Below are 25,198 nucleotides of genomic sequence, written 5' to 3' on the forward strand. Positions count from 1 at the left end.
TCTGCGGCATGGACAACTTACGGTGCACGCATTGCGGCGCGGAGGGGCTCGAACCCGGGTTCGTCACGGACCAGGGGTCGGGCGCCGAGGGGTATGCCCAATGGGTCGAAGGGGAGCTGGAACGAGGCTTCTTCGGCAGGGCCCGGCTGGCGGGCATCCCCAGGTGGCAGATAGACGCCTACCGCTGCCCTCGCTGCCACCACCTCGAGCTCTTCGCCACCCGTCCCGCCTGACGGTCCACAACCCTCACACCTGGGGGCACGGAAATCGTCGGTGCCGCCCTCTAGGGTGCTGGGCATGACCGACGTGCTGATCCGCGGCGGCCGGCCCTGGGGGCTCGCGTCCCCCGCCGACCTGCTCGTCCGCGACGGCCGCATCCACCGGGTGGGCCCGTCCCTCGACGCGCCCGGCGCCCTCGTCCTCGACGTGTCCGGTCAGCTCGTCCTGCCCGGTCTCGTCGACGCCCACTGCCACCTCGACAAGACGCTCTACGGCGGCCCCTGGATCCCCCACTCGGCCGACGACTCGCTGGCCGGCCGCATCGCCAACGACCTGGGCCGCCGCGCCGAGCTGGGGGTGCCGAGCGCCGAGCGGGCCGCCGCGCTGCTGGCCCGGATGAGCGAGTCCGGCACCACCCACGTGCGCACCCACACCGACATCGACCCGTCCGTGGGCCTGCGGGGCGTGGAGGCCGTGCGCGAGGCCGCCGCCCGCTCCCCCGTCCACGTGCAGCAGGTCGCCTTCCCGCAACACGGTGTGCTCACCAACCCCGGCACCGCCGACCTGCTGGCCGAGGCGCTCCGAGGCGGCGTCGAGGCGATCGGCGGCCTCGACCCGGCCGGCGTCGACCGCGATCCCGTGCGCCACCTCGACCTGATCTTCGGCCTGGCCGACCGGTTCGGCGCGCGCATCGACATCCACCTCCACGACGGCGGCTCGCTGGGCGGCTGGGAGCTGGAGCTGATCATCGAGCGCACCAAGGCGCTGGGGCTCGGCGGCCGGGTCACGGTCAGCCACGCGTACGCGCTGGGCGAGCTCGGCGAGGCCGCCCAGGATCGCCTGATCCAGGGCTTCGTCGACGCGGGCGTGGCCATCGCCACCGCCGCCGTCTACAGCTACCCGGTGCCGCCGGTGAAGAAGCTGCGCGCCGCGGGCGTCACCGTCGCCTGCGGCCACGACGGCGTCCGAGACCTGTGGGGCCCCTACGGCTCCGGCGACATGCTGGAGCGCGCGATGCACCTCGCCTACCGCAGCGCGTTCCGCCGCGACGAGGACATCGAGCTCGCCCTGGAGGCCGCGACCGTGGGCGGCGCGCTGGCCCTCGGGCTGCCCGGCTACGGCCTGGCTCCGGGCGACCGGGCCGACCTCGTCGTGGTGCCCGCGAGCGGCCCCGGAGAGGCCGTGGTCGTTCACCCTCGGCGCACTCTGGTCATGAAAGACGGCGTAGTCCTGCACAATTGACCGGCGGGACCATCGAAAGGCAGGCAAGTGCTCTCTATTCACCAGCGGATCGCGGCAGAGCTCGGCGTGCGCGACGGGCAGGTGCAGGCGGCGGTCGATCTGCTCGACGGCGGCGCCACCGTGCCGTTCATCGCGCGCTACCGCAAGGAGGTCACCGGCGCCCTCGACGACGCGCAGCTCCGCACGCTCGAAGAACGGCTGCGCTACCTCCGCGAGCTCGACGAGCGCAGGGCGGCGATCCTGGAGTCGATCGAGTCTCAGGGCAAGCTCGACGACGAACTGCGCGCGCAGATCATGGCGGCCGAGACCAAGGCCAGGCTCGAAGACATCTACCTGCCCTACAAGCCCAAGCGGCGCACCAAGGCGCAGATCGCCCGCGAGCTCGGCCTGGAGCCGCTGGCCGAGAAGCTGCTCGGCGACCCGACGCTCCACCCGGCCACGGTCGCCGCGGAGTTCGTCACCGAGGGCGTGGCCGACGCCGGCGCGGCCCTCGAAGGGGCCAGGGCGATCCTGATCGAGCGGTTCGCCGAAGACGCCGACCTCATCGGCGACCTGCGCGAGCGCCTGTGGAGCCGCGGCCGGCTCGTGTCGAAGGTGCGCGAGGGCAAGCAGGAGGCCGGGGCCAAGTTCTCCGACTACTTCGACTTCACCGAGCCGTTCACCAAGCTGCCCTCCCACCGCATCCTGGCGATGTTCAGGGGCGAGAAGGAGGAAGTGCTCAACGTCGCGCTGGAGCCCGACGAGACCGCCGACTACGAGCTGCGCATCGGCGCCCGGTTCGGCATCTCCGACAAGGGGCGTCCGGCCGACACGTGGCTGGCCGAGACCGTGCGCTGGGCCTGGCGCACCCGCATCCTCGTGCATCTCGGCATCGACCTGCGCATGCGCCTGTGGCAGGCCGCCGAGGACGAAGCGGTGCGCGTGTTCGCCGCCAACCTGCGCGACCTGCTGCTGGCCGCCCCGGCCGGCACCCGCGCGACCATGGGCCTCGACCCCGGCCTGCGCACCGGCGTGAAGGTGGCCGTGGTCGACGCCACGGGCAAGGTCGTCGAGACCGCCACCATCTACCCCCACGAGCCCAAGCGCCAGTGGGACCAGTCGCTGGCCGTGCTCGGCGCGCTGGCCCAGAAGCACGGCGTCGAGCTCATCGCCATCGGCAACGGCACCGCCTCGCGCGAGACCGACAAGCTGGCCGGCGACCTGGTCAAGCTCATGCCGTCGATCACCAAGATCGTCGTGTCGGAGGCGGGCGCCTCGGTCTACTCGGCCTCGGCCTACGCCTCCCAGGAGCTGCCCGACCTCGACGTGTCGCTGCGCGGCGCGGTCTCCATCGCGCGCAGGCTGCAGGACCCGCTCGCCGAGCTGGTCAAGATCGACCCCAAGTCGATCGGCGTCGGCCAGTACCAGCACGACCTGGCCGAGTCCAAGCTCTCCCGCTCGCTCGACGCCGTCGTCGAAGACTGCGTCAACGCGGTCGGGGTCGACGTGAACACGGCGTCCGCGCCGCTGCTCACGCGGGTGTCGGGCATCGGCGCGACGCTGGCCGAGGGCATCGTGCGCCACCGCGACGAGAACGGGCCGTTCCGCACTCGCACGGCGCTGAAGGACGTCTCGCGGCTCGGGCCCAAGGCGTTCGAGCAGTGCGCCGGCTTCCTGCGCATCCCGGGCGGCGACGACCCGCTCGACGCCTCCAGCGTGCACCCGGAGGCCTACCCGGTGGTCCGGCGCATCCTGAGCTCGGTCCAGACCGACCTCAAGTCGCTGATCGGCAACACCTCGGCCCTGCACACCATCCGGCCGCAGGACTTCACCGACGACACCTTCGGCCTGCCGACCGTCACCGACATCCTGCGCGAGCTGGAGAAGCCGGGGCGCGACCCGCGTCCGGCGTTCAAGACGGCGGCCTTCAAGGAGGGCGTGGAGAAGATCTCCGACCTGGTGGCGGGGATGATCCTGGAGGGCGTGGTCACCAATGTGGCCGCCTTCGGCGCGTTCGTCGACATCGGCGTCCACCAGGACGGCCTGGTCCACGTGTCGGCCATGTCCCGCACCTTCGTCAAAGACCCGCGCGACGTGGTCAAGCCGGGCGACATCGTGCGCGTCAAGGTCCTTGAGGTGGACATCCCGCGCAAGCGCATCTCCCTGACCCTCCGCCTGGAGGACGACGTCACCCAGCCGTCCTCGGAGGGCCGCCCGCCCCGCAAGTCGGGCGCCCGTTCGGACGGCTCCCGCAACGAGCCCCGCCGCGACGGCAGCGCTCGCGACGGCTCCGCCCGCCGTGGCGAGGGCGGCCGCGACGGCGGCTCTCGCGGCGACGGCCGCGACGGCGGCCGGGGTGACGGCGGCCGGGGTGACGGTGGCCGGGGTGACGGTGCTCGCGGCAGTGGCGGTCGTGACGGCGGTCGCGGCCAGGGTGGTCGTGGCGACGGCGGTCGTGGCCAGGGGCGCGGCGACGGTCAGCGCGGCGGGCAGCGCCGCCAGGACCGTCCGGCTCCCATGGGCGCGATGGCCGAAGCCCTCCGCAAGGCAGGACTCGGCAACGACAACCGCTGACCTCACCCCCTGACGGCGGGCCGGCCTCACACCCGGCCCGCTGTCAGGGGGACACCCCTTGCCACCAGCCCAACCTCCAAGCCGGCCCAGGCACCAGCCCAACCTCCAAGCCGGCCCAGGCACTCACTGGGCGGGGGGTTTCCGGTGGGGGCGATACGGTCGGAGGGTGAGGACAACTGTGTTTTCCATGGCTGTCGGCCAAGCCCGCGACCTGCTTCGCTGGCGCTCGCCGCTGCGCACCGAGCTCTGGGCGGCCCGGCTCACCGCCGCTCTGGAGCCCGATGAGGTGCGGCCGTTCCTGCGCGAGCTGGCCGAGGACGGCAGCGCTGAGTCGCGTCTCACCCTCGCCGCCCTGGCCGCGGTCGACAGGCCCGGATGGCCCGGCGCGGAATCCTCTCCGGAGCCCGAGACGGAAGCGGAGGCGGAATCCGAGACGGGCGCGGAGGCGGCAGCGGAGGCGGAGCCCGGGGCAGGAGGGTTGCGGGTTCTGGGGGTGGAGGTTGCCGGGACGGCGGAGGCCGATCTCGGGCTGCCCGGATGGGTGCGTCGCATGGGGCAGGTGACCTGCGAAGGAGCCTGGTACGGCAAGGCCGACCCCTACGGCGAGCAGACCCTGGCCGTCCTGTCCTTCAGGTACGCGAACGGCAAGGAGCCGCACATCCTCGTCGTCGGCATCGACCAGCCCAACGGCGGCCTCGCGGTGGACGCCGTCGTCGAGGAGGTCAAGTTCCTCGACGACCTGGGCCTGAGCCCGGCCGAGCCTGGGGTGGTGGCCGGACGGGTGCTGGACGCGTTCGAGCTGGGCGACCGGATCATGGGGGCTCAGGTGGCCGACACGCTGCCCGCCGTCCGTCCGCTGGCCATCGCGCGGGCCCTGGCCGTGCCCGGGCTCGTCCGGCAGGCGCCCGACGGCACGATGGCCGGCTTCCACGATCTGCCCGACGTGCCGGGGGCACGGGAGGCGTTCGAGAAGTTGGCGGAGTTCGTGGGTGAGCGTCCGCTCTGGTGGAGTCCGGCGCGGGTGAGCCAGTTCCTGACGTCGTGGCTGCCGAGGGAGGCCATCCTGTCGGACACGGCGGTGGCGGCGATGCCGGAGGTGGTCCGGGCGTGGAGCCGTTTCAACGGCGCCCATCCCGCCGTCCTGCACCAGATCGACGTGGACGCCCCGCGGCTGCCCGCCCTGATGGCCGACGAGTCCCTGGCGGGGCTCGGCAAACGCATCGCCCGCCGGCAGCTGTGAGCTCCTCCTAGGCGGCGTGGGGGCGGCGGCCGGGATGTGGGTGGATCGAGTCGGGGGTGGGGGCGGCTATGCTGCGCAGTGACGTTTAGCGGTGCCCCACTTGGGCGTTTCGAGGGAGACTTGCGCGATGTACAAGGAGTTCGCTGTCGAGGCCGTCATGTGGCTCGTCCCGGTTGCGGTGCTGATCGGGGTCGCGCTCCTCGTCACCGCCTGACCCAAGACCCGAGGAGAACGGGGGCCGAGCACGCGCTCGGCCCCCGTCCGCTGTCCGGGGCCGACCGGATGACCGCGCTACGACGCCCCCTGTCCAGGGACGGCGGATGAAAGGCGAGCCAAGAGGACGGCGGGGCACAAGGCGAGCCGAGAGGGCGGCGGTGACAGGGGGCGCGGGCGAGAGATCATGAGGCCCAGGCCAGGAGGGGGCTGTACTGGCGGAGACGTTTCAGCGCCTGCTTCTCCAACTGCCTGATGCGTTCCCTGGTGAGCCCGAGGCGGTCCGCGATCTCGCTGTAGCTCTCCGCCTTCTGCCCGGTGAGGCCGTATCGGAGCTTGATGACGACCGCCTCGCGCGGCGGCAGCGACGTGACCACGTCCCGGACGTCGGCGCTCATGGCGCGGCGTTCGGCGATCTCCTGCACCCCGGCCCCGTCCTCGTCGGCGATCAGGTCGGCGATGCGGCTCTCGCCGGACTCGCCGACCGGCAGGTCCAGGCTGACCACCTCCTGCCCGAGCCTGCGTAACGCGGCGACCTGGCCGGCGGTGAGCGCCGCCGATGCGGCGAGCTCGCCGTCCGTCGGCTCGCGGCCCAGGTCGGCGGCGAGCCGCCGCTCGGCCCTGAGCAGCCGCGACAGGTCCTCTGACACGTGGATGGGCAGCCGTACGGTGCGGCTCTTGTCGTGGATGCCGCGTTCGATGGCCTGACGGATCCACCACATCCCGTACGTCGAGAACTTGTACCCGCGGGTGTAGTCGAACTTCTCCACGGCCCTGATCAGCCCGAGGTTGCCCTCCTGGATGACGTCGAGCAGCGGCAGCCCGCGGAAGGCGTACCGCCTGGCGGCGGCGACGACCAGGCGGAGGTTGGACCTGATCAGCTTGTCCTTGGCCCGCCGCCCGTCGCGGACGACGGCTTCGAGCTCCGGGGTCGCGGCGCCGCGCTCGATCAGGTGGCCCGCGTACAGGCCTGCCTCGATCCGCCGGGCGAGGTCGACTTCGTCCGCGGCGGAGAGCAGGGGGTTCTTTCCGATCTGCTTCAGGTACATGCCGAGCAGGTCGGGCTCTGCGGCCGACATGCACCGGCAACTACCCGGTGAACGGCGGCGAATTCCCGGTTTCGTTGAGTTCGGCGATGGCCAGCTCGGCCGTGCTGCGGATGTCGAAGAACTTGTCCAGCGCGGTGATCGCGAACAGGTGCTTGCACCGGCCGTTCAGACCGGACAGCAGCAGCTTGCCGCCGGAGGCGGTGACGGCCTTGTGCAGGTAGACCAGCACGGACAGGCCGGAGGAGTCGCAGACGCTGACGGCCTGCATGTCGATGACCAGGAGCGGCGGCTGGGTGAGGTCGAGCGCCTTGGTGACCCGGTCGCGCACCTCGGCCGCGGACCCGAAGTCGAAATCCCCGGTCAGGCGTGCGATGACGCAGGGGCCCTGGAGTCCGAGGCTGATCGACAAAGCCTGCTCCGAAGTCACCCAGCTCCACCTACCCGCGTTGTTTCCCACTTGTCTACTTCTCGACCACTTTACGAGAAGTAGCGTCTCGGGTTGAACACCAGCATCTGTTCGATCTGGTCATCGGTGACACCAGAGCCGAGCAGTGCGGCCAGAACGTCATCGTGAATGTGATCGTAGCGCCAGTTCGGCGCGAGCGTGTTTCTGGCCTCGTCCCATGCGCCGCCGAAGTAGTCCATGAAACAGGCCGTGTCGTGGCTGAGGACCATGCGGTCGGCGTATCCGCGCCGGCACAGGGCCGCGATCGTGGCCACGCGCTGCTCGGTCGGGTTGTAGACGTCGAGACCGAACCGGTCCATGCCCAGCGTCGCGCCGGTGTCGGCCAGGCGCATCAGGTAGTCGAGGTCGTTGCTGTCGCCCGCGTGCCCGACGACCACTTTCTCCAGGTTCACCCCTTCCTTGGCGAACAGGTCCAGCGCGAGCAGCCCGCTCTGGGTGAAGGCGTTCGTGTGCACGGTGATCGGCGCCCCGGTCAGCACGCCGGCCCGCGCGACGGCCCGGCAGATGCGCTCGACGCCGGGCGTCAGCCCCTTGTGCTCCACCACGCATTTCAGCAGCGCGGCCTTCACCCCGGTGTCGGCGATGCCCTCGGTGAGGTCGCGGACGAAGTCGTCGATCATGGGGTCGGGCATGTCGAGGAACAGGCCGGGGCCGCGGTGCTCGTACTGGTGGGGCAGCTCCTCGAAGGCGTACAGGCCGGTGGCGACGACGATGTTGAGTCCGGGCACCTCGGCGGCCACCCGCTGGATGCGCGGGATGTGGCGGCCGAGGCCCCAGACCGTCGGGTCGACGATCGTCCGCACGCCCTTGGCCGCCACCGCGCCGAGCTTGGCGATGGCGTCGGCGACCCGGAACTCCTCGTCCCACCAGGCGCCCTGGCCGTAGTTGTCCACGTGCTCGGCGGCCACGACGAACACGTGCTCGTGCATCAGCGTCTGGCCGAGCCGTTCGACGTCGATCGGGCCCCGGACGGTCTCGACGGTGGGCATGGGACCTCCATACCAACTGGTCAGTAAGTGCGCCCAACGTAGGCCGCCCCTGCCGCACCGTCAACCGTCCACGGCGAAGCCCGATCGGCGCGTCGGCACATGTCGGGATTCACCGGGTCAGGCGCGGGAACAGGGGCTCCGGCCTCGGCAGCCGCTCCCCCGACACCGCCGCCGCCACCCGCGCCGCCGCCGTCGGCAGGAACGGCTCCAGCTGGACGGCCAGCGTCCGGCACGCCCCCACCAGCACGCCCAGCGACGCCTCCCGCTCGCCGGCGGCCTGCTGCCACGGACGGACGCGTTCGACGTACCTGTTCGCCTCCTCCACCAGCCGCCACACCGCTCCGGCGGCCCGGCGGAAGTCGAAGTCCCGCAGCGCGCCGTGCACGTCGCCCGGCCCGAGCTCCTCGCGCACCTCCGGCACGTTGCCGTCCAGGAACCGGTGGACCATCGTGGCCACCCGGTTGACCAGGTTGCCCACGCCGTTGGCCAGGTCCTCGTCGGCCCTTGCGATCAGGCGTCCCTCGGTGAAGTCGGCGTCGCCCACGCGCGGCACCTCGCGCAGCAGCCACCACCGCACCGCGTCCACGCCGTACGCGTCCACCAGGGCCACCGGGTCGACGGCCGTCCCGGACGACTTGCTGATCTTGCGGCCGTTCACCGTGAGGTAGTCGTGCACGAAGATCTGCGACGGCAGCGGCTCGCCGGCGGCCAGCAGCATCGCCGGCCAGTAGACGGCGTGGAACCGGATCACCCCCTTCCCGACCAGGTGCACCTTGTCCGGCTCGCGCACCCACCAGCGCTCGTGGTCCTCCCCCTCCAGCGCGGTGACGTAGTTGGCGAGGGCGTCCCACCACACGTACACGACCTGGGTGGGATCCCCCGGCACGGGGATGCCCCAGCCGCGGGCGCGCGCCGCCGACCGCGAGACGCTGATGTCGGCCAGCCCCGCCTCGACGAACGCCAGCACCTCATTGCGCCGGGCGGCCGGCTCGATGCGCAGGCCGCCGCCGCGGATGAGGTCGAGCAGGGCGTCCTGGTAGCGGGAGAGCCGGAAGAACCAGTTGCGCTCCGAGACCGCCTGCAGGGGCGCCTCGTGACCTTCCGCGCAGGGTCCCTCGGGGTAGAACTGCTCGCAGCCGACGCAGTAGAGCCCCTCGTAGTGCCGCTGGTAGAGGTCGCCTTCGACGGCCTTCCAGATGCGTTCGACCCCGGCGCGGTGCGCGGGGTGGCTGCTCGTCCTGACGAACGCGTCGAAGGACAGGTCGAGCGGTTCGCGCAGCCCTTCGAACGCGGCCGCGTTGCGGTCCACGAACTCCCGTACCGGCAGTCCTTCGGCCTCGGCGGCCAGCACGTTCTTCAGCGAGTTGTCGTCGGTCCCGGTCTGGAACCGCACGGGTTCGCCGCGCCGCCGGTGGTGCCTGGCCAGCACGTCCGCCTGGACGAGCTCCAGCGCGTGCCCGAGGTGCGGGCGGGCGTTGACGTAGGGGAGGGTCGTCGTGATGTACATCGGTCGCCTCCCGGAAAGGGGCCCCGACACGACGAGAGGCCCCGGGTCGCAGGGCCTCAACAGGACGTCGTCGGTGAAACCCCCTACGGGGCCATCATCACCGTGCTGATCGTCATGCTCGCCATCGTACCCGGCGTCAGGCCAGCCCGGCCAGCTTGTAGAGCACCAGCGACCCGGCCACCGCCACGTTGAGGCTGGCCCCGGTGCCGATCATCGGGATCTCGACCACGGCGTCGAGCAGGTCGAGCGCCTCGCCGGGGATGCCGGTGGCCTCGTGGCCGAGCACCACGACGGTCGGCTCGCGGGCCATGGGCAGGTCGGCCAGCCTGATGGCGTTCTCGGCCAGCTCGACGCCCAGCACGCGGTCGCGCCGGGAGGCCAGCCAGGGCAGCGGATCGACCCAGTGGACGCATGCTCCGGCCCGGAGGGTGTTCCCCCTGGCCAGCGCCTCGGGCACCCAGGGCAGGCGGGGCACGGCCAGGCACGCGCCGGCCGCGTCGCAGGTGCGCAGCAGGGTGCCGAGGTTGACGCCGTGCATGGGCCACAAGGGGGCGACGGTGAGATGGCCGAGGCATCGGGGCCGCCTGCGCCGCCGCTGGGCCTGGAGCTCTCTGCGGGTGCGCACCCGGATGCCGCTCATGCGGCCGGGCGGAGGTTCCTTACGCGGACGTTCACGGGAAGGGCGCTTTCGTCGGCACGCCCGGGCCATCGTCGAGAGGAATCGCGCCCAGTCTACGCCCGCGAGCCGCTCGCGCGACGGCGTACGGCCCAGACGGCCAGCCCCGCGGCGAAGACGGCCACCCCCGCGAGCACGGAGGCGACCGGCAGCGTGAACGCCAGCACCAGGCACAACACCAGCCCGAGCACCGGCACGGCCTTGACCGGCGCGCCCTCGGCCCGCGAGAGGGTCAGCGCGCAGGCGTTGGCGATCGCGTAGTAGACCAGCACCCCGAACGAGGAGAACCCGATCGCGCCGCGCAGGTCGGCCACCAGCAGCAGCACGACCACCGCGGCCCCGACCGCCGCCTCGGCCCGGCGCGGGACCCGGTGCTCCGGGTCGACCGCGGCCAGCACGCCCGGCAGGTCACGCTCCCTGGCCATCGCGAGCACGGTACGGGAGACGCCGAGCAGCAGCGCGAGCAGCGCCCCGAGCGAGGCCACCGCCGCCCCCGCCCCCACGACCGGCACCAGCCACTCCGCCCCCGCCCGGCGCACGACGTCGGCCAGCGGCGCCGCGGACCCGGCCAGCCCGGACGCCCCGAGCGTGCGCAGGGCGGCCACCGCCACCAGCGTGTAGACGACGAGCGTGACGCCGAGGGCGATGCCGATCGCCCGCGGGATGGAACGGGCCGGATCGCGCACCTCCTCCCCCAGCGTGGCGATCCTGGCGTATCCGGCGAACGCGAAGAACAGCAGCCCGGCTCCCTGGAGCACGCCCCACGGGCCCGCGCCGGGCAGCCCCGCGCCCGGCATTCCGGGCGGCCGCTCCCCCGCCAGCCCGGCGACGATCACCGCGGCCAGCACGGCGAGCACGAGCACGACGATCACCCGGGCGACCGCGGCCGAACGCTGGACGCCGAACAGGTTGAGCAGCGTGAGCGCGACGACCGCCGCGACGGCCAGCGGCCGGGCCGCGCCGGGGGCGACGTACGAGCCGAAGGTGAGGGCCATCGCGGCGCACGAGGCCGTCTTGCCGACGGTGAAGCCCCAGCCCGCCAGGTAGCCCCACAGCGGGCCGAGCCGCCGCCGGCCGTAGACGTAGGTGCCGCCGGACTCGGGATGGAGGGCGGCCAGGCGGGCCGAGGAGGTCGCGTTGCAGTAGGCCACGACGGCGGCGATCGCGAGGGCGACGAGCAGTGAGCCGCCCGCCGCGGCGGCGGCCGGGGCGAAGGCGGCGAACACGCCCGCGCCGATCATCGCGCTCAGCCCGACGACGACCGCGTCGCCGGTGCCCAGCCGCCGCGCCAGGCCCTCGGCCATGCCTCCCCCCTCACTGACCTTGATCGGGTCACCGGTCAGGAGATCCCGAGGGCCCCACTCTGCCGCACGCCACCGACATCCTCGCCGCCGGGTCCGTCAGGAGGTCGCCTCGGGGCCCGGGACCACCAGCACGGGACGCCGGGCGTGGTGCAGGACGCGGTCCGAGGTGCTGCCGAGCAGCAGCGATCGCACGCCGCCCAGTCCCCGCGTGCCGGTGACGATGAGGGTGGCGTCGATCTCGTCGGCGACGTCCACGATGGTCGACCACACCGCCACCGAGTCCAGGTCGCACCGCGGCGTCGCGTCGAGGCCGGCCTCGCGGGCCAGTTCGGCGCCGTGCCCGGCCAGCTCGGTCATCGCCTGGCCGATCGCCTCGTCCTCGGCCGCGGTGTTGTCGAGGGTCATCATGAGCCCGGCGGAGGCGCGGGCGGAGGTCATCGCCAGCCGCTCCCAGACGGTCAGCACGACGGCGGACCTGTCCTGCACGGCCCGTCCGGCGAACTCGATGGCGGCCTTGGAGTCGTCCGAACCGTCGTAGGCGATCAAAATGGTCATCTTCACAGCTCCTTGGGCGAGGTCAGAGCCCTTCCTCTTTCCAGGAGCGGACCGTTCTCACGCGAAAAGGGACGGGAAGATCATCCCGCCCCTCGCGAACCGTCCAGGCGTCACGCCAGCACGGCCGACACCCGCCGGGCCGCCGGCCTGAGCATCGACAGGCCCGCCAGCGCCAGCACGCCGATCTCGGTCACGACCACCACGCGCTGGGTCAGGCCCGCCGGGATGTCGTCGTTGCTCAGCGGGATGCCGAACATGCGCACCACGTACGGGACCACGACCAGCAACAGCGCCCCGAGGGCCACGCCGCTCAGCACGCGCATCGCTCTGGCGTACCGGATCCTGGCCTTGGCCAGCAGGAAACCCGCGGCGGGCATCACCAGGAAGGCGGCGAAGGCGGCGTAGCGGTGGATGCCTCCGGACAACGAGAGCGGCACCCCGGGACGGTCGGTCGGGAAGGCCCCGATCAGGAACATGCTCGCCCCCCACGCCACCAGCAGCGCGACGACCCAGCGGTTGGCGCCCGAGCGGCGCAGCGCCTCGGCGATCAGCCCGGACCCCACGGCGAACAGCGTCAGCGAGGCCGGCAGCAGCCATCCGGACGCCTGGAAGGCGTACTCGCTGATGACGCTGTGCAACGGGTCGAGGCCCGCCTCGGCGTGCAAGGTGAGCATCGCGCCGGCTCCGGTGCCGATGGCCGTGAATCCGCTGACAAGCAATCCCCTCATGCCTTAAAGCTCGCGTAAGGCGACCTTGACCGGCATCGGAGATGAGCCCCCAGCGGGCCCTGATCCGTCCCCTAATACCTTGGTCGGCAAACTCCGGGGACGAGCCCGTGACCTGCGGGAAGACGACCCTGGGTAGGGTCTGCCTCCTCAGGGTGGGTGCAGTCGGCGGCACCCTCGATTTGACTTGGAGTGCACTCGAAGGGTGACTCTGGATACATGACGATCCAAGAGGCCGCCCAGCGTTCGGGTCTCAGCGCCCACACCTTGCGCTACTACGAGCGCATCGGACTCATCCACTCGGTCGGTCGCAACGTCAGCGGGCATCGCGACTACGCGGAGGCGGATCTCCGCTGGCTGGACTTCCTCACCAAGCTGCGGACCACCGGCATGCCCATCGCCGACATGTGCCGCTACGCGGAGCTGCGCCGGATGGGCGAGCACACCTCCGCCGAGCGGCTGGCCATGCTGGAGCTGCACCGGGAGCGCGTCCGGGCCAGGATCGCCGAGCTGAGCGCGGACATGGACGTCCTCGACCTCAAGATCGACAACTATCGGGAGCGGATGTGAAGACGCGCGTTCTGGGGACCGGCGGCCCGCGGCCTGGGTTGCATGGGCATGTCGGAGTTCTACGGCCAAGGCGACGAGAAAGAGCCCAGCTCGCGCTGGCCTGGCTGCTGGCCCAGGGCGACGACGTGGTGCCGATCCCCGGCACGAAACGCCTGGCGTACCTGGAGGAGAACGCCGCCGCGGCCGACGTCACGCTGACCGCCGAGCAGCTCGACGCCCTGGCCAGGGCGGTGCCCGCGGACGCCGTCCGGGGCGCCCGCTACCCGAGCATGTCGGAGGTCGAGCGCTAGGCCGCGCGCCTGGTCGCGCCGGTCACGACCACCAGCGCGACCAGGACGAGCGCCGTCAGCGGGATCGGCGCCGGCGTCAGCGCGGACAGCAGCACGAGCACGGCCGCGCCCAGGAAGGCCGCGCTGTCGGCGGCCCCGTAGCGGTGGGGCCGCACGTGCAGCAGCCAGAGCATCGACAGGAACACCGCGACGGGCACCGACACGGCCAGCGCCGCGCCCGTGGCGGACAGGTGGGACGCGCCCGACGCGTGGTCGATGCTCACCTCGACCCCGGCGCTGAACGCCCCGACCGCCGCGAAGATCGCGTAGTGGCCGTACCCCCAGAGGAGGGCGCGCCTGGTGGAGTCGAGGATCTCGGCGGTCGGCGGGTCGAAGTAGAGCCACCACATGGCGAAGGCGATCACCAGCGCGCCCAGGGCCAGCACGATCAGCTCGGGCCGCAGTCCGGCGGTGCGCGCCTCGGCCTGGAAGGCGACCGTGGCGGCCAGCACGTTCTCGCCCATCATGATGATCGTGAACAGGCCGTACCGCTCGGCGATGTGGTGCGGGTGCCAGGCGGTCGGGCTGCCCCGCTCGGCCCACACGGGCACCGCGAGCTCCAGCAGCACGCCGAGCGCGAACGCCGCCAGGTACCACTCCCCCGGCACGACCAGCAGCGGGATCCAGCCGACCTGCGCGACGCAGATGCCGGCGGCGTACCGCACGGCCGTCCGCCGGCCCGGACGGTCGCCGCAGGCGGCCCGCAGCCAGTGGGCGGCCATGGCCAGGCGCATGATGACGTATCCGGCGTAGACCACGCGGAAGTCGTGCTCCTGGAACGCCCTGGGCACCCCGGCGGCCAGCACCAGCACGCCCGCCATCTGGGCCAGCGTGGTCAGCCGGAACAGCCAGTCGTCGTTGTCGTAGGCGGAGGCGAACCAGGTGTAGTTCATCCACGCCCACCAGATGGCGAAGAACGTCGTCAGGTAGCCGAGGACGCCCTGGGCCAGGTGGCCTTCGCTGAGCGCGTGGTGGAGCTGGGAGCCGGCGAACGAGACCGCGACGACGAAGCACAGGTCGAAGAAGAGTTCCAGGTTGGTGGCGACGCGGTGGGACTCGCCCGCGTCGCGCGCCCGCATGGGTCGTAGCCGGATCATCCTCCGATGTCTACACCAGGGAGGCCGGCAGGTCGAAGTAGGCCCGGACCGCGGTCGCGCCGGGGCGGCTGTGGACGCGTACGAGGTCGGCGAGCAGGTTGACGATGAGCAGGCCGCGCGAGCCGGAGCGGCGCGCCTCGACGGGCAGGCGCCCGGCCAGCGGATCGGTGATGTGACCGCCGTCGGCGACCTCGCAGACCAGCCGCGCGTCCTCGATCCAGACCCTGATCAGGCCGGCGCCGCCGCCGTAGTCGAGGCTGTTGGCGCCGAGTTCGGCCACCACGAGCCGGATGTCGTCGAGCCGGTCGTCCCCGAAGCCCGCCGCCTTGGCCTGGCCGGCCGCCAGGATGCGGGCCGAGGCCAGGTTGGTGTGGTCGAAGCGCAGCGAGACGCACGCGGCCGGCTCGGGGAGCGGCTGGTTGTGCCGGGCGACGACCTCGTCGGGCGCGTAGCCGGGGCTGGTCCGCTCGCCGGAGGCGTCGCGCAGCACCGGGTGGGTGCGCTCGGCCTCGCGCAGCACCTCGGGCGTCAGCCCCGCCAGGTCGTACGGGCACAGGATCGTGACGCGCCGCCCCGCGAACGACAGGTTGATCAGTGCCTCGTGCTGGGCGCAGGCCGGGTATTCGGTCGCCGAGCGGCCGGGCCAGATCGGCTCGCCGATGATCCGTACGTGCTCGTCAGGATGCCGGTCGGCGACGGCCCGCAGCACGGCCGGGATGATCCGCCCCGGGTTGCGGCCCGCCACGCCCATGTCGAGCATGGTCACCCGGGCCGCGTCGGCGCCCAGCCCAGCCTCGATCTTGGCGAGGTTCGCGGCGGGCACGGCCACCGCCACAGGCTCCCCGGCGGCCAGCCCCTCGCGCACGAAAGCCGTGGTGGCAGCCACATATTCCGGTTCACCTCGGTAGAAGAGGGCCGGATGCACGAAAGGGTCCGCCGACATCAGGCACACGGTACCTCCGCATGAGGACTCTTAGACAATCAAATGGGTATTTACAGGGCGTGAAGCGACTTCAGCTCGTGCGCAGGCCCCCGCGGGGGCGCCGGTACTCCCACCTCGATCTGCGGACCCCTTCCGGGCGACGCCTCCCGTTCTGACCGCCGCGAACCTATGCTCGGGACATGTCGGAAATGCAGATGCGGGTCTCCGACGAGGACCGGGAGCGCGCGGCGGAGCGGCTCCAGCACGCCTTCGCCGAGGGCCGCCTGACGCGTCCCGAGCTGGAGGACCGGCTCGGGCTGGCGCTCACCGCCAGGACCTACGGCGACCTGCTCGGCCTGACCACCGATCTGCCCGCCCCGGCGGCCCCGGCCGACGACGTGGTCGAGCTGGAGTCCAAGAGCGGGCACGTGCGCCGTTCGGGTGACTGGGCCGTCCCGCGGCGGCTGCGGATCTCCTCCAAGTACGGCGGCGTCGACCTCGACCTGTCCCGGGCCGTCATCCCCCACCCGGTCGTCGACCTCGAACTCGACCTGGACTACGGCTCCGCAAGGATCACCGTGCCGGAGGGCGCCGTGGTGAACGTGGACGCCTTCCGCACCGACTGGGGCCAGACCGTCGTCGGCGACGTGCCGGGCAGGCGGCGGCCCGGCGTCCTCTACCTGGTGGTCGGCGGCCGGGCCAAGTACGGCGGCCTGCGGGTGCGCTATCCGCGCAGGCGCTGGTTCACCCACTGATGGAAGGCCGAGATGTGGTGCTCGCTCGGCACCAGCACGCCGCCCGCCCGGTAGGCGCGTGACCCCATGCCGAGCTGGGTCCGCTCGCAGGCGTCGAAGTCCTGCTCGTTGACCCGGTGGAACAGCTCGACCGAGGGCGTCAGGTCGGCCCCGGAGGCCACCACGTCGGGGTGGTAGAGCCAGTCGCACTCGACGACCGTGCGGTCGGCGGCCATGGGGAACATCCGGTGCAGGATCACGTGGTCGGGCACCAGGTTGACGAACACCTGCGGCTTGACGGTGATCGCGTAGTAGCGGCGGTCCTGCTCCGGGGCCACGTCGGGGAGCCGGCCGAAGCCCGCGCCGCCGTCCACGGTGAAGCCCTCGACGCGCTCGGCGAACTCGGCGCCGTGGCCCACGTAGTACTGGGCGGCGTACCCGCCGGCGAACTCGGGCAGCACGGCCACCAGCTCGGGGTGGATCGTGGCGCAGTGGTAGCACTCCATGAAGTTCTCGACGACCAGCTTCCAGTTGGCCTTGACGTCGTAGACCACGCGGCGGCCCAGGGCCAGCCGGTCGACGTGGTAGTTCTCGATGGCGGCCGGGTCGCCCAGGCGTTCGGTGGCCGCGGCGGTGACGGTGTCCTCGAAGGACGGCGGCTCGTCGGCCAGGCACACCCAGGCGTACCCCAGCCATTCGCGCAGGCTCACCGGGACCAGGCCGTACTCGACGCGGTCGATGTCGGGCATCTTCGCCAGGTTGGGGGCGGCGGCCAGCCTGCCGTCCAGGTCGTAGGACCAGGCGTGGTAGGCGCACCTGATCGTCCTTCTGACCTCGCCCCGCTCCTGCACGCACAGCCGCGCGCCGCGGTGGCGGCAGACGTTGAGGAAGGCGCGCAGCAGCCCGTCCCGCCCGCGCACCACGAGCACGCTCTCCGTGCCCACCTGGACGGTCCGGAACGCGCCCGGTTTCGGCAGGTCGCCGGCGCGCACGGCGCAGAACCACATGCTCTCGAAGATCTTGGCCTGTTCCTCGGCGAACAGGTCGGGGTCGGTGTAGGAGCGGCCGGGAAGCGTGGAGATCAAGCTCGACGTGGTGGTCAACCGACACCCCTTGTTGCGTATTACGCACCGAGTTGCTCTATATGCGACATCGTCCGGCGGCCTTCACGAGGCTGTCAAGAGGTAGGTGCTGAACCTGCGCAGCGACGCCATGTGCATCCTGGTCGCCATCCAGTCGGGGACCAGGCCCGTGAACGAGCGCTGCCGGTTGGTCACCTCCGTGCCGGCGATCATGGCGGGACGCCGCGCGATCCGCGCCCTGGCCCGCTCGTCCGCGCGCAGGTCGCCGCCGGCCGAGCGGGTCAGCAGCCAGGCGTCCTCCAGGGCCTGGTTGGCGCCCTGGGCCATGGTGGGCGGCATGGTGTGGGCCGCGTCCCCGGCCAGCGTGGTCGGGCCCCTGCCCCAGACCCGGGGGATCGCCTGCCGGTGGTGCGGGAAGAAGCCGACGTCCTCCGTCGTCTCCAGCACCGCGGGCACCGGGTCGGCCCAGCCGCCGAACCGCTCGCGCAGCCGCGGCACGATGTCGGGGTCGTCCTGCCAGAACGGCCCCCCGGGCGACGCCTGGACGTCGAACCACCACAACAACCGGCCCGCCCCGGCCGGGATCAGCCCGCACAGCTCCCGCCGTCCGGCGATCATCACGGCCCGGCGGGAGTGCGTCAACGAGGTCGGCGCGGTGGTGAAGCCCTGCCAGGTGACCCAACCGCTCAACGCGGCCGGGTCCTCCCCCCACAGGGCGCGGCGCACCGCCGACCTGCGGCCGTCGGCCCCCACCAGCAGGTCGCCGCGCACGGTACGGCCGCCTGTCAGCCGCGCCTGCGCCCGTTCCGGCTCGGCGTGCTCGACGCCCGCGCCGTAGACGACGGGCAGGCCCGCCGACAGCGCCTCGACCAGCTCGCGCCGGGCCACATGCACGCACGGATGCCCGTAGCGCCGCTCGGCCGCGGTGAGATCGACGGTGACCAGCCGGCGGCCGTCGTCGGCCCACGACTCCATGGTCTCCAGCCGCCGTCCCAGGCCCGCGTACCCGACGCCGAGCTCGTCGAGGATGGCCGTGCTGCCGGGCCAGAGGGTCACCGATCCGCCCGCCGTGCGCAGCTCGGGCGCCTGCTCGTACACCTCGACGTCGTGACCCGCGTTCAGCAGCCCGCGCGCCGCCGCGAGCCCCGCCACCCCGGCCCCCGCCACGATTACCCTCATAGAAGCCCCACTTTAAGAGACTGCAAGTATCAGATACTGGGAGTATCACAATGTCCGCGCGCGGCCGCAAGCCCGATCCCACGGTCGACCACCGCATCAGGCAGGCCGCCACCGAGCTGCTGCTCTCCCACGGCCTCGACTTCACCATGGACGACGTCGCCAAAGCGGCAGGCGTGGGCAGGGCGAGCGTGTTCCGGCGCTACGCCACCAAACGCGACATGCTGCTCGAATCAATCGGCGGGCTCATGGACACGCACGTCGCCGTCCCCGACACCGGCTCGCTCGCAGGCGACCTGCGCGTGGTGGTCTCCGACACCCTCGCCCTGTGGGGCCACCCGGGCGTCGCCCGCCTGACCAGGCAGATGTACGGCGAGGCCGGCCGCGACCCCGCCGTGGCCGAGATCGTCCGCACCGGCATGCGCACCCGGATGCGGCGCTCGCGGGTCGTCTACGAGCGCGCGATCGACCGCGGCGAGCTGTCCCCGGACGCCGACCTGGACCTCCTCACAGACCTGTTCGCCGGCCTGGTGACCTACCGCGGGCTGCTCGACCTGCCCATGCCCGACGCCGAGGAGGTCGTCCACGGGCTGTTGCGCGGTTTTACACCCACCTGACGGCCGGAATGTTAGTGGCGTGCAAGCGGGGATCAACCAGAGATCGCTAATGTCCTCCTCGTACGGAAAACCAACGAAGGGCACCAAAAATGACTCCCCCTCGCCGACTCGCCCTCGCAGTCGCGACGATCTCCCTTGCCGCTCTGTCCACCGCCTGCGGTGTCGGCCAGGCCGTTGACTGCAACACCGCCGTCAACGAGCTCTCGAAGATCACCACCGAGTGGAGCGGCGCCATCACGAAGAACGCCACGGACGCCGCGGCGGTCGGGGACGCCTCCAAGGCCGCCGCCGCCAAGACCAAGGAGCTCGCCGGCAAGTACGACGGCGACGTCGCGGCCGCCCTGAACGACTTCGCCGCCGGTTTCGAGAGCCTGCAGAGCGGCGACATCAGCAAGACGACCGAGTTCAGCGGCAAGATGAGCGGCTTCACCTCGAAGATCACCGCCGCCTGCTCCTGACCGGTCCGCGGTCGCCGCACCGCCTGCGGGGGGCAGGCCGGCGCGGTGACCGCCTCATCCGGTCCGCCGGTACGGGGTACGGACAGGACCGGATGATCCCCTTACGCTTGCTGCCGTGACCGACGAAACGGTGATCGCACGGCCTCCGGCAGGCACCGCACTCCCCGCCAGAGTGCTCTTCCGCCACCGCGTGCGGGTCGGCGCGATCGCGCTGCTCGCCGCGGTGGCGTACGCCGTTCTCGGGCTGGTCAAGCTGGCCACCTTCCGGGCGACCACGTTCGACCTGGTGATCGTGGACCAGGCGGTGCGCAACTACGCCCGCTTCCGGCCGCCGTACGTGCCGGTGCTCGGCGTCTTCCACGAGCGCGGCACGGACTACCTCCAGCTCGCCGACCACTTCTCCCCGATCTACGCGCTGCTCGCGCCCTTCTACTGGGTGCACGACGGGCCCGAGTCGCTCATCGTGGCCCAGGCGCTGCTGTTCGCGGGGGCGATCCCGTTCCTGTGGCTGTTCACCCGCCGCGTGCTGGGCGCCGGGCCCGCCTACCTGGTCGCCGTGGCGTACGCGCTGTCGTGGCCGATCGCCCAGGCCGTCGCCTTCGACGCGCACGAGGTGATGTTCGTCCCGCTGCTCACCGCGATCATGATCGAGCGTTACCACGCCGGACGCGTGCTGCCGGCGTTCCTGGCGATGCTCGGGCTCCTGCTCGTCAAGGAGGACATGGGGCTCCTGGTGATCGGGGCGGGGCTGTACCTGTTCGTCGTCGGCGACCGCCTGCGCGGCCTCGTGTGCGCGCTGGTCGGCGCGGGGGCCGTCGTGCTCGTCCGGGGCCTGCTGATCACCTCCTTCGGCGGCGACAGCAAGGACTTCTGGGCCTACGGCCACCTCGGCCCCGACGCGCCCGCCGCGCTGCTGGCGATGCTGCGCGACCCGCTCGCCACCCTGCTGCTGCCCTTCAGCGACGAGGCCAAGGTCGACACCCTGTTCCTGCTGGCCTGGCCGACGTTGCTGCTGTGCCTGCTGTCGCCGCTGTCGCTGGCGGCGCTGCCGCACGTGCTCGAACGCCTGCTGTCCGACCGTCCCCAGTGGTGGCAGGCCGACTTCCAGTACAGCGCGTTCACCGTGCTGATCCTGTTCTGCGCCGGCGTGGACGGCCTGGCCAGGCTGCTGCGCTGGACCGGCCGCGCCGACCGGCAGGGGCTCAAGCTGGCCTGGGCCGCCGCGGCCTGCGCCGTCGCTCTCACCCTGGTGCCCAGGTTCGCGCTCGACCAGCTCTACCATCCGGCCTTCTACAAGGAGGACAAGGCCGCCGCCGCGGCCGAGGCGGTGAGCAGGGTGCCCTCGGGGGTGACGGTCGAGGCGGTCAACTCCGTGGGCCCGGCGCTGTCCTCGCGCACCACCGTCCTGCTGTGGAGCGCGGCCCCGCGCGGCGCGCCGTGGATCGTGGCCGACACCGCCCGCTGGGAGTTCCCCTTCGGCTCCGCCGACGACCAGCGCAACCGGGTCGAGCAGCTCCAGACCGAGGGGTACACGAAGGTGTTCGAACGCGACGGGTACGTCGTTCTCCGGCGCAACTGACCGCATCGGCCCGATGCCGCACAATGTCGGCATGAAGATGATCGTGCTCACCGGCGCAGCCGGGATGGTGGGCGGTGCCGTACGCGAGCGGCTCCGCCGGTCCGCCACCAGGCTCGTCCTGGCCGACCGGGCGCCCATGGAGGCCGGGCCGGGCGAGGAGGCCGTCCGCACCGACCTGTCGGACCTGGCCGAGACCGTGGCGCTGGTCAAGGGCGCCGACGCGATCGTGCACCTGGCCGGGGTGCCGGACGAGGCCCCCCTGCCGGACCTGCTCGACGGCAACGTGCTGACCACCCACCGCGTGCTGGAGGCGGCCCGGCTGGCCGGCGTGCCGCGCGTGGTGCTGGCCGGCAGCAACCGCCTGACCGGCATGTACCCGGCCACCGCCACGATCTCCCCCGACCTGCCGCCGCGCCCCGACGGCCTGTACGGCGTCAGCAAGGCCGCCGTCGAGGCCCTCGGCCGCCTGTACGCCGACAAGTTCGGCCTCGAAGTGGTCTGCCTGCGCATCGGCAGCCTGGAGCCCGAGCCCAAGGACGTCCGCCACCTGGCGACCTGGCTGAGCCCGCGCGACTGCGCCGGGTTCGTGCACGCCGCCGTCACCACGCCCGGCCTGCGCTTCCTGGCCGCCTACGCCGTCTCGGCCAACGCCCGCCGCTTCTGGCTGCTCTCCCCCGAGCTCGGCTACGAGCCCGAGGACGACGCCGAGTCGTACGCCGCCCGCGTCACCGGCACGCCGGCCGCCTTCTTCACCGACGACACCCCGCAGGGCGGCGACTTCGCCGCGCCGGAGTACACGCTGCGCAGGGGCGGCCTGGCCTAACGCGCGATCGCCTGCTCGTAGGCCCGGTCGAACCCCTCCAGCACCCCGGCCCACGAGCCCGCGACGGGCGGCGTCGAGCGGTTGTGGGCGGCGATCTCCCGGCGCAGCCCGGCGTCGGAGCACAGCCGCGCCACCGCCCCGGCCAGGTCGTCCAGGGTGCGGCCGAGCAGCCCCTCGGTGCCGTCCTTGACGAAGTCGGCGACGCCGCTCTGGGCCCTGGCCACCACCGGCACGCCGGCCGCCCGCGCCTCCAGCGCCGCGATGCCGAACGACTCCCGGGGCGCCGGGGCCACGAAGACGTCGGCCGACTCCAGCAGCTTGGCGATCTGCTCGCGCGAATAGCGGCCCGGCAGCGACACCCAGCCGGTCATGCCGTGCTCGGCCAGGAAACGTTCCATGCGGGCGCGCGCGGGGCCGTCGCCGACGATCGTGGCGCGCATCGGGATCGCGGCGGGCACCCGCGCCCGCGCCGCCCGCAGCAGCCTGAGCAGCCGTACGGGCTGCTTGCGCGGCGCCAGCCGGCCGACGGCCACCACGTGCACCTCCGCCCGCCCGGCCGGCACGCCGGGGGCGGGCGCCCAGCCCGACAGGTCGAGGCCGTTGGAGACCACCCGCACCGGCACGCCGGGCCCGGCCACCGCCCTGATGGGCACCGCCGCCGCGGTGCTCACCGTGGTGGCCACCAGCCCCCAGCGCTGCCAGCCGAACGCCAGCCGCAGCAGCCGGTAGAGCCCCCGCGTGACCGGGTCCCACATGCTGTGCACGGTGACCACGCACGGCACCCCCGCCCGCCGCGCCGCCCGCACCCCCATCCAGGCGAACGGCGAGACCGCGCCGGTGTGCACGTGCACCACGTCGGGCCGGACGACGGAGATGCCCCGAGTGAGATGCCCCACTCCGAACGGATGCACCGGCAGGTCGAACGGCATCCTGGCGACGACCCTGCGCACGCCCGGCAGCGCCTCGCCCCTGGTCGCCGTGGCCACGACCACGTCGTGCCCGGCCTCGCGCTGCGCCCGCACCAGGTCGGCCACCTGGACCTCGATCCCCCCGAGTCGCGGCAGGTAACAGTCACTCACGTGAAAGATCCGCACCCCTCCCAGACTAATCTGGGCGTGTGCCTCCACGTACCGCGGTCTTCTTCCACGCCCATCCCGACGACGAGGCCCTGCTCACGGCGGGCACCATGGCGATGCTCGCGGCCGAGGGCCACCGCGTGGTGCTCGTGGTCGCGACCGCCGGCGAGCGCGGCCTGGCCGAGATCGGCCCCGGCGAGGAGCTGCGCGAGACCAGGCTCAAGGAGCTCTACGAGTCGGCCGCGCTGCTCGGCTGCGCCCGCGTCGAGTGCCTGGGCTACGGCGACTCCGGGCTCAGCCCCAAGGGCGGCGTCGCCGAGGAGCGGCCCGACAACGCCTTCATCGACGCCGACACCGAGGCGGCGGCCAGGGCCCTCGCGGCGATCCTGGAGGAGGAGAAGGCCGACCTGCTGTCGATCTACGACCCGGCCGGCGGCTACGGGCACCCCGACCACGTGCAGGTCCACCGGGTGGGCAAGCGGGCGGCGCAGATCGCGGGCACGGAGATCGTCCTGGAGGCGACGGTCAACCGCGACCCGCTGGTGCGGCTGCTGCGCATGGCGGGCCGGGTGTACAAGTTCCCGCCGGAGTTCGACGTGCGCACGTTCGAGAGCGCGTACTCGGCGAGCGACACGATCACCCACCGGGTCAACGTCCGCCGCTACGCCCGGCAGAAGCGCGCCTCGATGGCCGCGCACGCGTCCCAGGCCAGCGGCGGCGACAGCGACCGCACCCTCGCCGTCATGCTGAAGGTCCCCGGCCCGCTCTACCGCCTGGTCTTCGGCACCGAGTGGTTCGTACGCCGCGACCTGCCCCCCGGCACTCGTCTCACTCACCCTTTCGACCCATGGCCGAAGTAGCACCTGAGGGTGACGTGCCGGCTCCGGCGACCCGTCAGACTGGTGGGCGATGAAGAACAAGCCGCTCCAGATCGCCCTGTCCGTCCTGTCGCTCGGGCTGGCCGTGCTGCTCGTGGTCTACCTGCCGCAGATCGTGCACGCGCTCACCGGCAAGCCGGTCTCCTGGCGCGAGATCGGCGCGGTCTTCGGGGCGCTCAGCTTCGGCCAGATCGCGCTGATGACGGCCCTGTGGCTGCTGAGCCTGCTGGCGTACACGTTCGTGCTGACCAACTCGCTGCCGGGGCTGAACAACCTCCAGGGCCTGGCGCTCAACGCGGCGGGCAGCGCGGTCAGCAACCTGCTGCCGTTCGGCGGCGCGGTCGGGGTGGCGCTGTCGTTCGCCATGACCAGGGGCTGGGGTTTCGCCAACCGGCCCATCGTGGTGATGACGCTGGTCAGCGGCATCTGGAACACGTTGTTCAGGTTCATCCTGCCGGCCGTGGGCATCATCGCGCTGCTCATGGCGGGCGAGGTGCTCGACCCGGCGTTCGTCAGGGCGGGCTGGACGGGCGCGATCTCCATCCTGGTGCTCTGCCTCATCGTGGCCGTCGCCCTCTACTGGGACCGCGCCGCCGCCGTGCTCGGCCGGGCGCTCGACGGGCTCACCCGGCTGCTGCGCCTGAAGGTGCACGCCTCCGAGGCCTTCCACCGGCTGCGCGCCGACACCATCGAGATCGTCCGCACGCGCGCGCTCGGCCTGTCGCTCGGCATGGTGTTCTTCCTGGGCTTCCAGTGGGCGATCATGGCGGCCTGCATGACGGCCACCGGCGCCTGGCCTGGCCTGGCCCAGTCGATCGCGGTCTTCGCGCTGTCCCGGGTGCTCACCAGCGCCGTGATCACGCCCAGCGGGGCCGGGATCATGGAGAGCGGGGTCGCCGCGATGCTGATCACGTTCGGCGTGCCGGGCACTCCGGCCGTCGCGACAGCACTACTTTTCGGCTTCTGGACTTACACTATCGAGATCCCGTTCGGCGGTCTCGCGCTCGGCGCGTGGGCGCTCCTGCGCAGGCGCAACGGCCGGAACGCCGCCGCGGAACCCCCGTCCGCGATCTCGAAGGCCCCGCAGTGACAATCCCAAAGCCATCAAAGACCTTGTGC

26 protein-coding genes are annotated in these 25,198 nt (G+C 72.3%); 13 read left to right on the forward strand and 13 right to left on the reverse strand.

Going from position 1 to position 25,198, the window contains the following annotated elements; genetic code table 11:
• The first annotated feature begins 8 nt into the window (after positions 1–8).
• The 4 genes from ACIBK9_RS48320 to ACIBK9_RS48335 all read left to right on the forward strand — a co-directional run bounded on the left by ACIBK9_RS48320 (position 9) and on the right by ACIBK9_RS48335 (position 5,254).
• The gene (locus ACIBK9_RS48320) at positions 9–233 is read left to right on the forward strand and encodes a hypothetical protein (protein ID WP_397165935.1); all 225 of its coding nucleotides are present in this window, start codon (positions 9–11) and stop codon (positions 231–233) included.
• A 64-nt stretch (positions 234–297) separates the two neighbouring features.
• Complete coding sequence (locus ACIBK9_RS48325) at positions 298–1,461, forward strand: amidohydrolase (protein WP_397165937.1); 1,164 nt, start codon at positions 298–300, stop codon at positions 1,459–1,461.
• A gap of 27 nt (positions 1,462–1,488) precedes the next feature.
• Positions 1,489–4,014, forward strand: a complete 2,526-nt coding sequence (locus tag ACIBK9_RS48330) for a Tex family protein (protein WP_397165939.1) — start codon at positions 1,489–1,491, stop codon at positions 4,012–4,014.
• A gap of 187 nt (positions 4,015–4,201) precedes the next feature.
• A complete protein-coding gene (locus tag ACIBK9_RS48335) occupies positions 4,202–5,254 on the forward strand; it encodes a hypothetical protein (protein ID WP_397165940.1) in 1,053 nt (350 codons plus the stop codon).
• 398 nt (positions 5,255–5,652) lie between these two features.
• Here the strand turns inward: ACIBK9_RS48335 and ACIBK9_RS48340 are convergent, their stop codons facing one another.
• The 8 genes from ACIBK9_RS48340 to ACIBK9_RS48375 form a co-directional block, all read right to left on the reverse strand.
• Positions 5,653–6,546 carry an RNA polymerase sigma factor RpoD/SigA gene (locus tag ACIBK9_RS48340; protein WP_397165941.1) on the reverse strand — a complete coding sequence of 298 codons (894 nt, stop codon included), beginning with the start codon at positions 6,544–6,546 and terminating at the stop codon, positions 5,653–5,655.
• A 10-nt stretch (positions 6,547–6,556) separates the two neighbouring features.
• The gene (locus tag ACIBK9_RS48345) at positions 6,557–6,943 is read right to left on the reverse strand and encodes an STAS domain-containing protein (RefSeq protein WP_358287921.1); all 387 of its coding nucleotides are present in this window, start codon (positions 6,941–6,943) and stop codon (positions 6,557–6,559) included.
• 50 nt (positions 6,944–6,993) lie between these two features.
• A complete protein-coding gene (locus ACIBK9_RS48350) occupies positions 6,994–7,971 on the reverse strand; it encodes a phosphotriesterase (protein ID WP_397165943.1) in 978 nt (325 codons plus the stop codon).
• Between the two features lie 109 nt (positions 7,972–8,080).
• Positions 8,081–9,478, reverse strand: a complete 1,398-nt coding sequence (locus tag ACIBK9_RS48355; RefSeq protein WP_397165945.1) for a methionine--tRNA ligase — start codon at positions 9,476–9,478, stop codon at positions 8,081–8,083.
• A gap of 136 nt (positions 9,479–9,614) precedes the next feature.
• Complete coding sequence (locus tag ACIBK9_RS48360; RefSeq protein ID WP_397165947.1) at positions 9,615–10,118, reverse strand: TrmH family RNA methyltransferase; 504 nt, start codon at positions 10,116–10,118, stop codon at positions 9,615–9,617.
• A gap of 92 nt (positions 10,119–10,210) precedes the next feature.
• Positions 10,211–11,458 carry an APC family permease gene (locus ACIBK9_RS48365; RefSeq protein ID WP_397165948.1) on the reverse strand — a complete coding sequence of 416 codons (1,248 nt, stop codon included), beginning with the start codon at positions 11,456–11,458 and terminating at the stop codon, positions 10,211–10,213.
• A 96-nt stretch (positions 11,459–11,554) separates the two neighbouring features.
• Positions 11,555–12,013, reverse strand: coding sequence for a universal stress protein (locus ACIBK9_RS48370; protein ID WP_352327171.1), 459 nt, complete (start codon positions 12,011–12,013; stop codon positions 11,555–11,557).
• Positions 12,014–12,123: 110 nt separating this feature from the next.
• Positions 12,124–12,741: a DUF998 domain-containing protein gene (locus tag ACIBK9_RS48375; RefSeq protein WP_352327172.1), complete on the reverse strand. Its 618-nt coding sequence runs from the start codon at positions 12,739–12,741 to the stop codon at positions 12,124–12,126.
• Between the two features lie 216 nt (positions 12,742–12,957).
• Here ACIBK9_RS48375 and ACIBK9_RS48380 point away from each other — a divergent pair, with 216 nt between their 5' ends.
• Positions 12,958–13,308 (forward strand): MerR family transcriptional regulator, encoded by a 351-nt coding sequence (locus ACIBK9_RS48380; protein WP_358287935.1) that lies wholly within the window; start codon positions 12,958–12,960, stop codon positions 13,306–13,308.
• Complete coding sequence (locus ACIBK9_RS48385) at positions 13,305–13,598, forward strand: aldo/keto reductase (RefSeq protein ID WP_397165950.1); 294 nt, start codon at positions 13,305–13,307, stop codon at positions 13,596–13,598. Before ACIBK9_RS48380 ends, ACIBK9_RS48385 begins: the two co-directional genes overlap by 4 nt.
• On the opposite strand, the gene ACIBK9_RS48390 is transcribed toward ACIBK9_RS48385, so the two are convergent.
• Together ACIBK9_RS48390 and ACIBK9_RS48395 are read right to left on the reverse strand one after the other, a co-directional pair.
• Positions 13,595–14,734 (reverse strand): low temperature requirement protein A, encoded by a 1,140-nt coding sequence (locus ACIBK9_RS48390; protein WP_397165952.1) that lies wholly within the window; start codon positions 14,732–14,734, stop codon positions 13,595–13,597. The two genes, ACIBK9_RS48385 and ACIBK9_RS48390, sit on opposite strands and share 4 nt — an antisense overlap.
• Positions 14,735–14,744: 10 nt before the next feature.
• A complete protein-coding gene (locus ACIBK9_RS48395; RefSeq protein WP_397165953.1) occupies positions 14,745–15,677 on the reverse strand; it encodes an anti-sigma factor RsbA family regulatory protein in 933 nt (310 codons plus the stop codon).
• A 179-nt stretch (positions 15,678–15,856) separates the two neighbouring features.
• Between ACIBK9_RS48395 and ACIBK9_RS48400 the strand changes: the two genes are divergently transcribed.
• Positions 15,857–16,411, forward strand: a complete 555-nt coding sequence (locus ACIBK9_RS48400) for a DUF1707 domain-containing protein (RefSeq protein ID WP_397165954.1) — start codon at positions 15,857–15,859, stop codon at positions 16,409–16,411.
• Here ACIBK9_RS48400 and ACIBK9_RS48405 read toward each other — a convergent pair.
• Together ACIBK9_RS48405 and ACIBK9_RS48410 are read right to left on the reverse strand one after the other, a co-directional pair.
• Complete coding sequence (locus ACIBK9_RS48405; RefSeq protein WP_397165956.1) at positions 16,381–17,493, reverse strand: SRPBCC family protein; 1,113 nt, start codon at positions 17,491–17,493, stop codon at positions 16,381–16,383. The genes ACIBK9_RS48400 and ACIBK9_RS48405 overlap by 31 nt on opposite strands.
• Before the next feature lie 63 nt (positions 17,494–17,556).
• Positions 17,557–18,651 (reverse strand): FAD-dependent oxidoreductase, encoded by a 1,095-nt coding sequence (locus tag ACIBK9_RS48410; protein ID WP_397165958.1) that lies wholly within the window; start codon positions 18,649–18,651, stop codon positions 17,557–17,559.
• Positions 18,652–18,701: 50 nt separating this feature from the next.
• On the opposite strand from ACIBK9_RS48410, the gene ACIBK9_RS48415 reads away from it, so the two are divergent.
• The 4 genes from ACIBK9_RS48415 (at position 18,702) to ACIBK9_RS48430 (ending at position 22,125) form a co-directional block, all read left to right on the forward strand.
• Complete coding sequence (locus ACIBK9_RS48415) at positions 18,702–19,265, forward strand: TetR/AcrR family transcriptional regulator (protein WP_397165959.1); 564 nt, start codon at positions 18,702–18,704, stop codon at positions 19,263–19,265.
• A gap of 89 nt (positions 19,266–19,354) precedes the next feature.
• Positions 19,355–19,723, forward strand: a complete 369-nt coding sequence (locus ACIBK9_RS48420) for a hypothetical protein (protein WP_352351928.1) — start codon at positions 19,355–19,357, stop codon at positions 19,721–19,723.
• Positions 19,724–19,838: 115 nt separating this feature from the next.
• Positions 19,839–21,302, forward strand: coding sequence for a DUF2079 domain-containing protein (locus ACIBK9_RS48425; RefSeq protein WP_397165960.1), 1,464 nt, complete (start codon positions 19,839–19,841; stop codon positions 21,300–21,302).
• 31 nt (positions 21,303–21,333) lie between these two features.
• On the forward strand, positions 21,334–22,125 hold the full coding sequence (locus ACIBK9_RS48430; protein WP_397165961.1) for an NAD-dependent epimerase/dehydratase family protein: 792 nt from the start codon (positions 21,334–21,336) through the stop codon (positions 22,123–22,125).
• Here the strand turns inward: ACIBK9_RS48430 and ACIBK9_RS48435 are convergent.
• The gene (locus tag ACIBK9_RS48435) at positions 22,122–23,204 is read right to left on the reverse strand and encodes a glycosyltransferase (protein WP_397165963.1); all 1,083 of its coding nucleotides are present in this window, start codon (positions 23,202–23,204) and stop codon (positions 22,122–22,124) included. The genes ACIBK9_RS48430 and ACIBK9_RS48435 overlap by 4 nt on opposite strands.
• 38 nt (positions 23,205–23,242) lie before the next feature.
• On the opposite strand from ACIBK9_RS48435, the gene ACIBK9_RS48440 reads away from it, so the two are divergent.
• Together ACIBK9_RS48440 and ACIBK9_RS48445 are read left to right on the forward strand one after the other, a co-directional pair.
• Positions 23,243–24,061, forward strand: a complete 819-nt coding sequence (locus ACIBK9_RS48440) for a PIG-L family deacetylase (RefSeq protein WP_357998908.1) — start codon at positions 23,243–23,245, stop codon at positions 24,059–24,061.
• A gap of 49 nt (positions 24,062–24,110) precedes the next feature.
• On the forward strand, positions 24,111–25,169 hold the full coding sequence (locus tag ACIBK9_RS48445; protein WP_397165965.1) for a lysylphosphatidylglycerol synthase domain-containing protein: 1,059 nt from the start codon (positions 24,111–24,113) through the stop codon (positions 25,167–25,169).
• The last annotated feature ends 29 nt before the right edge of the window (positions 25,170–25,198 follow it).

The organism is Nonomuraea sp. NPDC050227, from assembly GCF_044459705.1.
Taxonomy (GTDB): Bacteria; Actinomycetota; Actinomycetes; order Streptosporangiales; family Streptosporangiaceae; genus Nonomuraea.

What these genes read in the sequence shown, in the direction of transcription:
- ACIBK9_RS48320 (WP_397165935.1), top strand. Translation starts at nt 9, where the DNA reads ATGGACAACTTACGGTGCACGCATTGCGGCGCGGAGGGGCTCGAACCC.
- ACIBK9_RS48325 (WP_397165937.1), top strand. Translation starts at nt 298, where the DNA reads ATGACCGACGTGCTGATCCGCGGCGGCCGGCCCTGGGGGCTCGCGTCC.
- ACIBK9_RS48335 (WP_397165940.1), top strand. Translation starts at nt 4,202, where the DNA reads ATGGCTGTCGGCCAAGCCCGCGACCTGCTTCGCTGGCGCTCGCCGCTG.
- ACIBK9_RS48340 (WP_397165941.1), bottom strand. Translation starts at nt 6,546, where the DNA reads ATGTCGGCCGCAGAGCCCGACCTGCTCGGCATGTACCTGAAGCAGATC.
- ACIBK9_RS48350 (WP_397165943.1), bottom strand. Translation starts at nt 7,971, where the DNA reads ATGCCCACCGTCGAGACCGTCCGGGGCCCGATCGACGTCGAACGGCTC.
- ACIBK9_RS48355 (WP_397165945.1), bottom strand. Translation starts at nt 9,478, where the DNA reads ATGTACATCACGACGACCCTCCCCTACGTCAACGCCCGCCCGCACCTC.
- ACIBK9_RS48360 (WP_397165947.1), bottom strand. Translation starts at nt 10,118, where the DNA reads ATGAGCGGCATCCGGGTGCGCACCCGCAGAGAGCTCCAGGCCCAGCGG.
- ACIBK9_RS48365 (WP_397165948.1), bottom strand. Translation starts at nt 11,458, where the DNA reads ATGGCCGAGGGCCTGGCGCGGCGGCTGGGCACCGGCGACGCGGTCGTC.
- ACIBK9_RS48370 (WP_352327171.1), bottom strand. Translation starts at nt 12,013, where the DNA reads ATGACCATTTTGATCGCCTACGACGGTTCGGACGACTCCAAGGCCGCC.
- ACIBK9_RS48375 (WP_352327172.1), bottom strand. Translation starts at nt 12,741, where the DNA reads ATGAGGGGATTGCTTGTCAGCGGATTCACGGCCATCGGCACCGGAGCC.
- ACIBK9_RS48380 (WP_358287935.1), top strand. Translation starts at nt 12,958, where the DNA reads ATGACGATCCAAGAGGCCGCCCAGCGTTCGGGTCTCAGCGCCCACACC.
- ACIBK9_RS48390 (WP_397165952.1), bottom strand. Translation starts at nt 14,734, where the DNA reads ATGATCCGGCTACGACCCATGCGGGCGCGCGACGCGGGCGAGTCCCAC.
- ACIBK9_RS48395 (WP_397165953.1), bottom strand. Translation starts at nt 15,677, where the DNA reads ATGTCGGCGGACCCTTTCGTGCATCCGGCCCTCTTCTACCGAGGTGAA.
- ACIBK9_RS48400 (WP_397165954.1), top strand. Translation starts at nt 15,857, where the DNA reads ATGTCGGAAATGCAGATGCGGGTCTCCGACGAGGACCGGGAGCGCGCG.
- ACIBK9_RS48410 (WP_397165958.1), bottom strand. Translation starts at nt 18,651, where the DNA reads ATGAGGGTAATCGTGGCGGGGGCCGGGGTGGCGGGGCTCGCGGCGGCG.
- ACIBK9_RS48415 (WP_397165959.1), top strand. Translation starts at nt 18,702, where the DNA reads ATGTCCGCGCGCGGCCGCAAGCCCGATCCCACGGTCGACCACCGCATC.
- ACIBK9_RS48420 (WP_352351928.1), top strand. Translation starts at nt 19,355, where the DNA reads ATGACTCCCCCTCGCCGACTCGCCCTCGCAGTCGCGACGATCTCCCTT.
- ACIBK9_RS48430 (WP_397165961.1), top strand. Translation starts at nt 21,334, where the DNA reads ATGAAGATGATCGTGCTCACCGGCGCAGCCGGGATGGTGGGCGGTGCC.
- ACIBK9_RS48445 (WP_397165965.1), top strand. Translation starts at nt 24,111, where the DNA reads ATGAAGAACAAGCCGCTCCAGATCGCCCTGTCCGTCCTGTCGCTCGGG.